Genomic DNA, 12,027 nt, shown 5'->3' with positions numbered 1-12,027 from the left:
CCTCTAGTAACGATAAAAGTAGGAGTTTGCACTTTTCTTAAGAAAATGATCATCAGGGGGAAAGAAATTGGAAAAAAAGGAATTCAATCTTCATGATGTAGTAGAAATGAAAAAACAGCATCCATGTGGTACAAATCGCTGGAAAATTATTCGGATGGGGATGGATATTCGGATAAAGTGTGAGGGATGTGGCCATAGTGTTATGCTACCTCGACGTGAATTTGCGAGAAAAATGAAAAAAATATTAGAAAAGCATGAGGAATAACCTCATGCTTTGTCATGCTGTTTCATTATCTCTATGCAGCGACTGACAGCGATTTTGCGATAATCTATAAGCGGTTCCCTTTAAACGATAAAATTGTTTTTTGAAAATGGACTCACTATAATGGTAATGATGATATAGGAAAAACACCTTCATGGTTGCCGATAGAATGGACGAGTAAAAAGAGGAGTGACAACAATGGCCCTTACAGCAGGGATTGTAGGTTTACCGAATGTCGGGAAGTCTACTTTATTTAATGCGATTACGAAGGCAGGAGCAGAAGCTGCCAATTACCCATTTTGTACAATTGATCCAAATGTTGGAATTGTCGAGGTTCCTGACATTCGTTTGCAAAAACTAACGGAGCTAGTACAGCCGAAAAAGACTGTACCAACTGCTTTTGAATTTACAGATATAGCAGGGATTGTAAAAGGTGCGAGTAAAGGAGAGGGACTGGGAAATAAATTTCTTTCTCATATTCGCCAAGTAGACGCTATATGTCATGTCGTACGTTGTTTTGCGAGTGAGGACATTACCCATGTTTCAGGTAAGGTAGATCCGATTGATGATATAGAAACAATCAATCTTGAGCTTATTCTTGCTGATTTAGAGACGGTCGATAAACGAATTGGTCGAGTGGAAAAATTAGCGAAGCAAAAGGATAAAGAAGCCGTCATAGAATTTGCGGTTCTATCAAAATTAAAAGAAGCTTTTGAAGCAGAAAAACCAGCTAGGTCGATTGAGTTTAATGAGGATCAAATGAAGGTTGTAAAAGGTCTTCATCTATTGACGAGTAAGCCTGTTCTGTATGTTTCTAATGTCAATGAAGATGATATCCAAGATCCTGAACATAATGAATATGTGCAAAAAGTAAAGGAATTTGCAAAAGGGGATCAAGCGGAAGTTATCGTCGTTTGTGCAAAAATCGAAGAAGAGATGGCTGAACTTGATGACGACGAAAAGGCAATGTTCTTAGAAGAATTAGGGATTGATGAATCTGGTCTCGATAAATTGATTCGGGCAACTTACAATCTTTTAGGATTAGCTACTTACTTTACGGCTGGAGTTCAAGAAGTACGTGCATGGACATTTAAGAAGGGAATGAAGGCTCCTCAATGTGCAGGAATCATTCATACTGACTTTGAAAGAGGCTTTATCCGCGCAGAAACAGTTTCTTACGAGGATTTACTAGCTGGTGGCTCTATGACAGCTGCACGGGAAGCTGGAAAAGTAAGACTGGAAGGGAAAGACTATTTGGTTCAAGATGGAGATGTTATTCATTTCCGTTTTAATGTATAGTTTGCCATAAAGTTTGATAAATAAAGTTGTGAATAAGAGGGGCTTTCCAAAAAAAGATTAAGGAATTGATCTTTTTAGAAGCTCCTCTTTTTTTTAGAAGGGTCTATCTAAAAGTGGAATATTGGTTTCCACGGAAATCCCGCACCATCTACTCCAACTAATGCTTTAAAATAAAGAGAGTTGGGTTAACTTACTAATAATCGCCGGCTATTTTCTTTATTTTAGAAGCCTTTAGAGATCCCTTTTCTTTTGTAAATAGCCAGAAGGGAAGTTTTTTACTTTTGCAGTTGGTGTAATATTAGTTTCAATACATCATTTTCTGACAGAACATTCGTTAATACCGTTTCTCCAGCAACGCCAAGATAATCATTTGGTTTCCACCAACTGCGTAAAGCCTCTTCCCCAAATTCCGTCTTTTTTGCACTGGAATTGTGACGGATGACAGTTTCTTCAAAGGGCAAATCAAAATAATAAGTATAGGTCTGTTGCTGGTTATAGAATTGGATTAGCTTTTTCAACATTGCCCCATAAAGACTTTTATATAAGATTCCTTCCACAATCACAAATTCACATTTACCTTTACCATATTCTGCGATTTGCCGAATCAAATCAATGGAAAGATTTCCTGCTCGGTCTTGTACCTTTAACATGTCGCGACGAACGACATCTTGAGACACCAATAGCGTTCCACGCCCCAAATGACTTTGAAGATTTTCCGCAGTAGTTGATTTCCCACTACCAGAGTTTCCACGTATGATAATAAGTTTAGATTCCATGTTTCCCCCTAAGATTCGTAAGTTATCTCTTATGAAGAAATTCTAGAGAGAGGATGATATTCCTTCTCCATATAAAGTGATCAAAGAATATTATTTAGGAACCTTAGTATGGAGTAAAATCCAAATAAGAAGAAAAGGGGCTCTTAGGATGAGTGGTTTGATGTATAAATTCACTTCTTTAGGCAGAGAATAGAAGGGAATCAGCTTTTGATTCAACTTTGCATAAAAGAGGTGCTTGGGATGCGAACGTTAAAACGGATTGCCTTGGCTTTAGTCATCATAGGAGCTATCAATTGGGGGCTAATCGGTTTATTCCAGTTTGATTTAGTAGCTTCAATCTTTGGTGGACAGACTGCAGGTCTTTCCCGATTTGTATATACTTTGGTTGGTCTTGCAGGACTTGGAAGTATTGCTTATTTCTTTGAAGAAGATGTGGTAGAGGATCAAGACTCTGTTTTTAGAAATTCAGACTTTGCAACAGAGTTTGCTGAAGAACCAGATGTCGATCGATTGTATAATCCCTCTTTAGAAGCATATGAAAATGAAGATGAAGAAGAATTTTAATAAAAACTCGGTGAGTGGATTCTCACCGAGTTTTTTTATTGAAAATATTTAATGCTATTTTCGACTATGGTATAATGGAAAATCCAAAAATGAAATTTCATAATCATTTAAGAAGGGGAACAGCATGAATATTGATTATCAATTGTTTAAAGCCGTTAACCAACTTGCTGGTCAAAGCCATTGGTTAGATCAGTTCGTTATATATTTTTCTAAGTTTGGACCAATTCTTTTTGGACTCGTCTTTATCTTTCTTTGGTTAGCACCAACAGAAAATAAAAACAAAAATCGGCAAATTGTTTTATTTGCCTTTACGATCACTTTGTTAACATTAGGTGTTAATAAAATAATTGAATTGATCTATTTTCGACCACGCCCATTTGTAACCCATGATGTCAACTTTCTGAGTGATAAATTGAAAACTGATCCTTCATTTCCAAGTAATCACTCAGGTGGATCTTTTGCCTTAGCCATTGCCTTGTTTTGGAGGCAAAAAAAGTGGGGGAGTATTCTTCTCTTTATGGCTGTCTTTATGGCGTTTTCTCGGCTTTATATTGGTGTCCATTATCCGACAGACGTATTAGCTGGTGCTGTTATAGCATTGATTGTCACTATGTTTATCATGTCCTTGGGACGATACCTTGCGCCACTGTTTAATTGGGTCATTGGCATCTATAACCAAATGGAAGAGAAGTTCATTGGAAAAAGGAACCAGGACTTTACTATAAAAAAATAAAAGTCTGAGTGGAACAATGATCATTGTTCATCACTCAGACTTTTATTATGGAAATTTGGACTAATCCGACGCCTAGTGACTATCTTGCCTAAGTCAACAACGATACACCCTTCGTTGTCTAGCTATAGGCGGCGGGGTCTACATCCTGTAGGAAGGTTTCTCATATCGCTGCTGAAATTCTTTCACTTAAAGGCGTGAAAATGACGATGATTGTTGTGTATGGCTACGGAAAGGCCCGATGGTCCTATTAACGAGTAAGCAGGTCCAACGTAAAAGGGATGTGTTGTCCGTGTTAAAAGCCTACATATTAAGATGGGCGAATAGAAGAAATGTTTCGAGTACAGAAGCAAGAATTCGGGTTGGAATCCATATGTGTACGTACCTTGAATAGATTAAACAGACTCCTTTTATTTGTCTCCATGATGGTGACCTATATGTCGGAGAAAACGGAAAAGAAAAATAACTTCTTCCATGCCGTCATTCGTAGGCCAAGGGGGACTAAATCGCCTGATAAAATCCGTATGTTTTTATATCGATTTTCGGCAGGAATAAAGGCAATTTTAGAAAAGGTTTTCGCAGGTAGTCAACATTTTAAGTACATAGAGTTGCAACCTGTCCGGCATTATGCTAAAATGAATTATTGTGAGTAATGCAAATTGCTCCTTGCTCTTTTTTATTGTCTAGCTACAGCGCCTAGCTCCTTGAGGTCAAATAACCTTTCACCAATGAAGTCGAAAAAAAGGCTTCTATGTTGAAAGAACATTTGCTTGTCGGGGCTAACCAAGCCGTTTTCGCTTTTCATAACAAAAGAGCCGCATAGACCATAGGGAGGTGACTATACGATGAAAAAGTACGAAATTATGTACATTATCCGTCCAAATATTGAGGATGAAGCTAAAAAAGCGCTAATTGAGCGTTTTGACGGTGTTCTTACTTCAAATGGTGCGGAGATCATCGAATCAAAAGATTGGGGCAAGCGTCGTCTTGCGTATGAGATTGAGGACTTCCGTGAGGGACTTTACCACTTAATCCATGCAAATGCTACTCCTGAAGCGGTTCAGGAATTCGACCGTCTTGCGAAAATCAACGGTGATATCATTCGCCATATTGTTGTTAAAGACGAAAAATAATAATGTTTCACGTGAAACATTTTGAAAAAGAGAAGTAAATCGGGAAGAGGTTGATTCTGATGATGAACCGAGTTGTCTTAGTAGGTCGTTTAACCAAAGATCCAGATTTGCGATATACTCCAAACGGAGTAGCTGTTGCAACATTTACTCTAGCTGTTAACCGTACTTTTACAAATCAACAAGGTGAGCGGGAAGCTGACTTTATTCAATGCGTAACATGGCGTCGCCAGGCTGAAAATGCCGCTAATTTCTTGAAAAAAGGAAGCTTGGCTGGTGTAGACGGGCGAATTCAGACACGTAATTTTGAAGGACAAGACGGTAAACGCGTATATATCACTGAAGTTGTGGCAGACAATGTGCAATTTCTAGAACCCAAAAGTTCGACATCAGAACGGAGAGGGGATTTTGGTGGGAATCAATTTGGAGGAGATCAGGGAAACTCCAATTTTTCCTATGGTTCAAATCAGGGTCAGCGCAACAACCAGAACTTTACTCGAACCAATGATGATCCGTTCTCAAATGATGGAGAACCTATCGATATTTCGGATGATGATCTACCGTTTTAGATCATCATCTAATGCAACCATATAAATTAAGCTGATCTCCATAAGGAGAGTCGCATTAACAAACTAAAAATGTATATATAAAGGAGGTTATCTTCATGGCAGGTGGACGTAGAGGTGGACGTAAGCGTCGGAAGGTTTGTTTCTTTACAGCTAATGGGATTACCCATATTGACTATAAAGATATTGATCTTCTTAAAAAATTCGTCTCTGAACGCGGAAAAATTCTTCCACGTCGTGTAACTGGAACAAGTGCTAAGTATCAACGTAAATTAACGATCGCAATCAAACGTGCTCGTCAAATGGCATTGCTTCCATTCGTAACAGGCGAATAATATAAGTAAAAGTGCAACTTAGTAATGAAAATTGCTAATTAGAAGCACTATTTAGCGGAAAAGGGCAGTAAGGGTAAAACCTTCTGCTCTTTTTTCTTTACTTCAGATGTTTTCATAATACTTCTGTTATGAAAATAGAGTTTATAATGTGCTTTATTTTTAAAAACGGCCAGGTTTATGTAGTATGTAGTCTCTAATAAGTCATCTGAATTTTTGACTAAGATGGAGTGCAAAGGGTATCTAAGCCTTTCAGTTGCTGTTTACTAGCGGTGATAATTCTTTTAGAAGTAATACCCTACGAAGGTATTTTTCTCTTTTTTAAATTGTTGCTAGTATTTCTAAAAAACGGGGTGGCAAAGTTGAAGGTTATAGATATCATCGGTAAAATAGAAGGGTATCTGAATTTAGAGGGGTGACAAAGTGGGAAATGCCCGTGTGATAACAGAAGGGGCTATGCTATTAGCGATTTTTGCAATAATGCTTGGAATAGCCATATATGTACCATTCTCGTCAATTGTACTGCAATTTGTTTTTGTTTTGCCGTTTTTATTATTTGCTGCTAAGCATCCAGTGAAATATTCGCTTCCTTTTTTAGTGCTTACGTTCATTATTTCCTTCTTCTTAGGTTCCGTTATCGGAGTAACAATTACACTTTTATATGGGATTACTGGATTGATAATGGGGTATGGCATACAAAAATCTGAATCAAAAGGGAATATTTATATTGCTTCAAGTATAGGCTTTTTGTTTAGTTTATTATTACTATTTGTGGTGGCAAAATTATTTTTCCAATTAGATTTTATTGCTGAATATCAGCAAATGTATAGAGATACTGTGAATCAGTATATGGATACTTTAACGAATTTAGGGCAAACGCCACCTTTAGAATTAAAGGAACAGTTATTGGAGATGGGGAATTTAATTAGTTCAATTGCCCCAACTGTATTAGCAGGTGGAGCGTTTATTACTGTCTTCATTTTGATTGCTGTGAACTTTCCAATTGCAAAACGGTTAAAACTGCAGGTACCGAAATTTAATCCATTTCGTAACTTTTCTTTTCCAAAGATGATTGTATGGATATACTTATTAGTACTATTATGCTCATTATTCATCACAGAGGACACAGGTTCGTTTTTCCAAATGGTGATTTTGAATGCATCGTTTATATTGCAATTCCTGTTAGTTATTCAAGGGTTATCTTTTGTTTTTTATTATGCTCATATGAAAAAATGGGTGAAAGTCATCCCTATTTTGGTGGTTATTTTCACGTTTTTGTTACCGTTTTTGCTTTCAATTATAAGAGTGTTAGGTATAATTGATATAGGCTTTAGTTTGCGACAGCGTTTGAATAATAAAGTGTAAGAACAAGTTTTTAAAGGAGCTGAAGGGATGCCTTCTTATTTAAAGGAGCGCAAGTTGCGATATCCATTATATGGGATCATGGCCGTGGCAGTCGTTTTGCTAATCTATATTGGCTTGACGAATATATGGGTTGCGCTAGTTGGTGCTTTTATGCTCTTGGCCTTGTTTGTGCTTGCTGTCTATTTGGAAAATAAGATGGTGAAGGTGAGAGAGGAATATGTCAAAACTCTTTCTTACCGAGTGAAAAAGGTCGGAGAAGAAGCTTTATTAGAAATGCCAATTGGGATTATGCTCATCAATGATGAGTATTATATTGATTGGTCCAATTCCTATATGGCCTCCTGTTTTAATGAGAATTCCCTAATCGGTCGTTCCTTGTATGAAGTAGGGGAGCAAATTGTTCCATTAATTAAACAAGATATTGAGAGCGACATTGTAACGATTCGTCATCAAAAATTCCGCGTAGTCATTAAGCATGAGGAAAAGTTACTTTACTTCTTTGATGTAACAGACCAGATGGCATTAGCTAGGCAGTATGCGGAAGATAAAGATGTTATCGGGATCATTGTGATGGATAATTATGATGATGCAACTCAGGGAATGGATGACCAAGCCCGCAGTGGGTTAAGTAATCTTATTACGTCATTACTAAATAATTGGGCTTTAGAACATGGAATCTTTTTAAAACGAACATCATCTGATCGGTTTGTGATTTTACTAAATGAAAAGATTTTTCGAGATTTGGAAACAGGGAAGTTTTCGATATTAGACACGGTCAGAGAGACAACTGGCAAGGAGAATGTGCCCCTTACATTAAGTATTGGGATGGGGGTAGGAGATCATCCCCTTCCTGAATTAGGAGAACTTGCTCAATCGAGTTTAGATTTAGCTTTAGGGCGAGGGGGAGACCAGGTCGCTATTAAGCTTCCAAATGGGAAAGTGAAGTTTTATGGGGGCAAGACCAACCCAATGGAAAAACGTACAAGAGTGCGCGCTCGTGTTATTTCCCATGCATTAAAAGAACTAATGGTTGAAAGTGATCAAGTCATTGTAATGGGACATAAATTTCCTGATATGGATGCCATTGGCGCCTCAATTGGAATTCGCAAAGCGGCAGAATTAAATCAGATTGACGGCTATATTGTAGTTGACTTTGATCATATTGATATTTCTGTACAAAGACTGATTGAAAAGATGAAGGACTATCCTGAATTGTATTCAAAACTCATTAGTCCAGATGAAGCAATGGAAATTATTACAGATCACACATTATTGGTCGTTGTTGATACACATAAACCTTCCCTTGTGATTGAAGAGCGATTATTAGGGAAAACCGATAGGATTGTGGTGATGGATCATCACCGTAGAAGTGAAGACTTTATTAAAAAGCCTTTATTAGTTTATATGGAGCCTTATGCTTCATCCACAGCTGAACTTGTAACGGAATTATTGGAATATCAACCAAAAGACAAAAAATTAAATTCATTAGAGGCAACAGCCTTATTATCTGGTATTATTGTCGATACAAAAAGCTTTACACTTCGAACAGGCTCTCGTACCTTTGATGCTGCATCATATTTGCGAACTCAAGGTGCCGATACGGTCATGGTGCAAAACTTCTTGAAGGAAGATATCGATACGTATATTAAGCGCTCCAAATTGATTGAGACCGTTGAACTATATCGAGAGGGAATTGCAATTGCGAGTGCGGAAGAGAATGAAGTATATAACCCAGTGACAATTGCGCAAGCAGCCGATATTTTATTAACAATGGATCAAGTTACTGCCTCCTTCGTTATCTCGAAACGGGCTGAAAATCTTGTCGGTATAAGTGCAAGATCCTTAGGAGAAATCAATGTACAAATCATCATGGAGGCCTTAGGGGGCGGAGGGCATTTATCCAATGCTGCTGTTCAACTAGAAGGATATGAGGTAGTAGAAGCTGAATTAAAATTGAAACAAGTCATTGATGAATATCTAGAAGGGAGTCAGAACTAATGAAAGTTATTTTTCTGAAAGATGTAAAGGGGAAAGGAAAAAAAGGCGAGGTTAAGAATGTTGCAGATGGTTACGCACATAACTTTTTGATCAAAAATGGATATGCGATTGAAGCAACTTCTGGAAATATGAAATCTCTCGATAATCAAAAGAAAAAGGAACAAAAAGAAGCACAGCAAGAATTAGAAGAGGCGAAGCAACTAAAGGCGAAAATGGAACAATTAACTGTCAAACTTACAGCAAAATCTGGTGAAGGTGGTCGTCTATTCGGCTCAATCACAAGTAAGCAAATTGCCGAAGAGCTGAAAAAGGCACATAAAATTAAGGTCGACAAAAGGAAGATTTTACTCGATGATGCGATCCGTTCGCTAGGTGTTACAAAGGTTCCTGTAAAACTTCATCAAGATGTAACAGCTACATTAGATGTTCATGTAGTAGAAGAAAAATAAAATACAGTGGAAAAAAAGCCGTCTCAAGATACATTGAGGCGGCTTTTCTCTCCCGAGGATTTTCAAAAGTTCGTGAAAGAGAGAAGGGATTGAGATGGAGTATACATTTGAATCAGAGAGATTGGGTTTTAGAAGATGGGAAGAGAAGGATAAGAAGCTATTTGCCCGCATGAATGCGGATAGGAAGGTTATGCGAATTTCCCCAACGGATTAACAAAAAAAGAATCAGATCAATTAGTAGTTTGAACGCCATTTTGAGGAGAAAGGCTATGGCGTATGGGCAGAATTAAAAGAGTCTAAGCAATTTATCCCGCATTAACGGGCAGTAATCCCCCCTTAAAGCATGAGATATTTTGGAGAGGTATAGGTGGGTGAACTACCCGTAAATGCCCGATGAGTTCAACTAACAATTAGTAGGGATAAAAAGCCCCCACTAATTGAAGTTTCACTTTATTGGTTTTATTGGCCTATTGACAAGTAACATGGATATTGACTTTCAAGAGGCTGTGGAAGGAGCGACGGCTTGCTTGAATGATGCCTTTCAAGAGGTACAACTTCCAGAAAGTTTATTCCTTTACTGCTGTACTAAATAATAATTTGCAGAATGAAGAGAATAGGAATGACGAAAGTAAAAGACTTGAATCATCCGAAACTCCAAAACGATAGTCCATTAAGAAAGCCTGTTTTGTATAGGTTAGAGAATATGTAATGAATTTGGCAAAAATAACATAATGGAAGAAGATTTCCCAAAAAGAATATTGGTAGGGAACAAGAATCTTTTGTCGAAAAATAGTATAATGGTAGATAGACTGTAAAATGAGGTATTTGAGGTTATTCAAAAAGTAAGGATTAAATGGATAAATAGCTAAGTCCGCGTCGTCCTAGCGCCATGCTAATCTGACTACCACCCTGTTGGTCTTCAGACAAATGCGTAAGTCCGGGCTTTGTCGTGATCATACTAGCAGTGATTTAACTTCAATGAGGTTAATGGTCTTTGTCCTATTTTATCCTTTTTTTGAATACGCACTATAAGCAAGGGGAGAGGAATCATCGTGAGTGAGTTGTTTTTAGATCGGACACCACCGCAAAATATTGAAGCTGAACAAGCTGTTCTGGGAGCTATTTTTCTAGAGCCTTCTTCCATGATGCTTGCAACTGAACTTCTGTTGCCGGAAGATTTTTATCGAAGCGGTCATCAGAAGATTTTTGAATGTATGATGAAACTAACTGAAATGGGAAAGGCCGTGGATTTGGTCACTGTTTCAGAGGAGTTAGCTGCTTCTAAAACACTTGAAGATGTTGGCGGAATTTCTTATTTAAGTGAATTAGCTGTTTCGGTGCCAACTGCTGCCAATATTGGCTATTATGCGCGAATTGTCGAGGAAAAGTCATTACTACGTCGACTCATTAGAACGGCAACTAATATTGCAAAAGATGGCTATTCTCGTGAAGATGAAATTGAGGCTCTTTTAGATGAAGCGGAAAAGCAAATTATGGAAGTGGCCCAACGGAAAAATGCCGGTGACTTCCAAGATATAAAAGATGTCCTTGTTCAAGCCTATGATAATATTGAACTCCTTCATAATCGAAAAGGAGATACAACTGGTATTCCTACTGGATTTGCGGAGTTAGACCGAATGACTGCTGGTTTCCAACGCAATGATTTAATTATTGTAGCAGCTCGTCCATCTGTTGGGAAAACTGCCTTTGCCTTGAATATCGCCCAAAATGTGGGGACAAAAACTGAAGAAAATGTCGCGATCTTTAGTCTGGAGATGGGAGCAGAACAACTTGTCATGAGGATGCTTTGTGCGGAAGGAAATATTGATGCACAAAATTTACGGACAGGTTCGCTTACAAATGAAGATTGGGGCAAGCTCACCATGGCGATGGGGAGCTTATCTAACTCAGGAATTTATATTGATGATACACCAGGAATTAAAATTGGTGAGATTCGCTCAAAATGTCGCCGTTTAAAACAAGAGCACGGACTTGGAATGATTTTAATTGACTATCTACAATTAATTCAAGGGAGTGGGAGTTCGAAGGAAAACCGGCAACAAGAAGTTTCCGAAATCTCTCGTTCACTAAAGGGTCTAGCCCGTGAATTAGAAGTTCCTGTTATAGCCTTATCACAGCTATCACGGGGAGTAGAGCAACGCCAGGATAAGCGCCCAATGATGTCCGATATTAGGGAATCAGGGAGTATTGAGCAGGATGCTGATATTGTGGCATTCTTATATCGGGATGATTATTATGATCATGAATCGGAAAACAAGAATATCATTGAAATCATCATTGCGAAGCAACGTAATGGTCCCGTTGGAACTGTCCAATTGGCTTTCGTCAAGGAATATAATAAATTTGTTAATTTGGAACGGCGTTTTGATGATTCTGCTGTTCCGTCGGGGGCTTAGAACGAAAAGGCAAGCACCATATTTCAGCAGTAATGAAAAAGCATCTTCCCCTTAATGAAAGGGAAAGATGCTTTTAATATTTCAAAATGAACGAAAAAAAGAAATCTCCATATAGTGATTGAGATCTTTTGAAAAATAT

At 38.0% G+C, this 12,027-nt stretch carries 13 protein-coding genes; 12 read left to right on the top strand and 1 reads right to left on the bottom strand.

Annotated features, from left to right (window positions below):
- Positions 1-67 precede the first annotated feature (67 nt).
- Positions 68-265, top strand: a complete 198-nt coding sequence (locus J2Z23_RS10535; RefSeq protein ID WP_057989676.1) for a DUF951 domain-containing protein — start codon at positions 68-70, stop codon at positions 263-265.
- 195 nt (positions 266-460) lie between these two features.
- Entirely contained in the window at positions 461-1,561 is a 1,101-nt protein-coding gene (gene ychF, locus J2Z23_RS10530) for a redox-regulated ATPase YchF (RefSeq protein ID WP_057989674.1), read from the top strand.
- A gap of 275 nt (positions 1,562-1,836) precedes the next feature.
- Here the strand turns inward: ychF and J2Z23_RS10525 are convergent, their stop codons facing one another.
- Entirely contained in the window at positions 1,837-2,337 is a 501-nt protein-coding gene (locus J2Z23_RS10525; RefSeq protein ID WP_057989672.1) for a kinase, read from the bottom strand.
- Positions 2,338-2,577: 240 nt separating this feature from the next.
- Here J2Z23_RS10525 and J2Z23_RS10520 point away from each other — a divergent pair, with 240 nt between their 5' ends.
- The 10 genes from J2Z23_RS10520 (at position 2,578) to dnaB (ending at position 11,888) form a co-directional block, all read left to right on the top strand.
- Positions 2,578-2,901: a DUF378 domain-containing protein gene (locus tag J2Z23_RS10520; RefSeq protein ID WP_057989671.1), complete on the top strand. Its 324-nt coding sequence runs from the start codon at positions 2,578-2,580 to the stop codon at positions 2,899-2,901.
- Positions 2,902-3,025: 124 nt separating this feature from the next.
- Positions 3,026-3,634 (top strand): undecaprenyl-diphosphatase, encoded by a 609-nt coding sequence (locus J2Z23_RS10515; RefSeq protein ID WP_057989668.1) that lies wholly within the window; start codon positions 3,026-3,028, stop codon positions 3,632-3,634.
- Between the two features lie 383 nt (positions 3,635-4,017).
- Positions 4,018-4,284 (top strand): hypothetical protein, encoded by a 267-nt coding sequence (locus tag J2Z23_RS10510; RefSeq protein WP_209973907.1) that lies wholly within the window; start codon positions 4,018-4,020, stop codon positions 4,282-4,284.
- Between the two features lie 192 nt (positions 4,285-4,476).
- Positions 4,477-4,764 carry a 30S ribosomal protein S6 gene (rpsF, locus tag J2Z23_RS10505; RefSeq protein ID WP_057989665.1) on the top strand — a complete coding sequence of 96 codons (288 nt, stop codon included), beginning with the start codon at positions 4,477-4,479 and terminating at the stop codon, positions 4,762-4,764.
- Positions 4,765-4,823: 59 nt separating this feature from the next.
- On the top strand, positions 4,824-5,330 hold the full coding sequence (gene ssb, locus J2Z23_RS10500; protein ID WP_057989663.1) for a single-stranded DNA-binding protein: 507 nt from the start codon (positions 4,824-4,826) through the stop codon (positions 5,328-5,330).
- A gap of 95 nt (positions 5,331-5,425) precedes the next feature.
- The gene (gene rpsR / locus J2Z23_RS10495) at positions 5,426-5,662 is read left to right on the top strand and encodes a 30S ribosomal protein S18 (protein ID WP_057989660.1); all 237 of its coding nucleotides are present in this window, start codon (positions 5,426-5,428) and stop codon (positions 5,660-5,662) included.
- Positions 5,663-6,082: 420 nt separating this feature from the next.
- On the top strand, positions 6,083-7,024 hold the full coding sequence (locus tag J2Z23_RS10490) for a YybS family protein (RefSeq protein WP_057989658.1): 942 nt from the start codon (positions 6,083-6,085) through the stop codon (positions 7,022-7,024).
- 27 nt (positions 7,025-7,051) lie between these two features.
- Positions 7,052-9,022 carry a DHH family phosphoesterase gene (locus J2Z23_RS10485; protein WP_064467540.1) on the top strand — a complete coding sequence of 657 codons (1,971 nt, stop codon included), beginning with the start codon at positions 7,052-7,054 and terminating at the stop codon, positions 9,020-9,022.
- Positions 9,022-9,471, top strand: a complete 450-nt coding sequence (rplI, locus tag J2Z23_RS10480; RefSeq protein WP_057989654.1) for a 50S ribosomal protein L9 — start codon at positions 9,022-9,024, stop codon at positions 9,469-9,471. The genes J2Z23_RS10485 and rplI overlap by 1 nt, the downstream gene beginning before the upstream one ends.
- Positions 9,472-10,523: 1,052 nt before the next feature.
- Positions 10,524-11,888, top strand: a complete 1,365-nt coding sequence (gene dnaB, locus J2Z23_RS10475) for a replicative DNA helicase (RefSeq protein WP_057989652.1) — start codon at positions 10,524-10,526, stop codon at positions 11,886-11,888.
- Positions 11,889-12,027 lie beyond the last annotated feature (139 nt).

This window comes from Lederbergia galactosidilytica, from assembly GCF_017873565.1.
Classification (GTDB): domain Bacteria; phylum Bacillota; class Bacilli; order Bacillales; family Bacillaceae_C; genus Lederbergia; species Lederbergia galactosidilytica.
The sequence above is the reverse complement of the archived record's forward strand: the minus strand, read 5'-3'. Positions and strand labels throughout refer to the sequence as shown.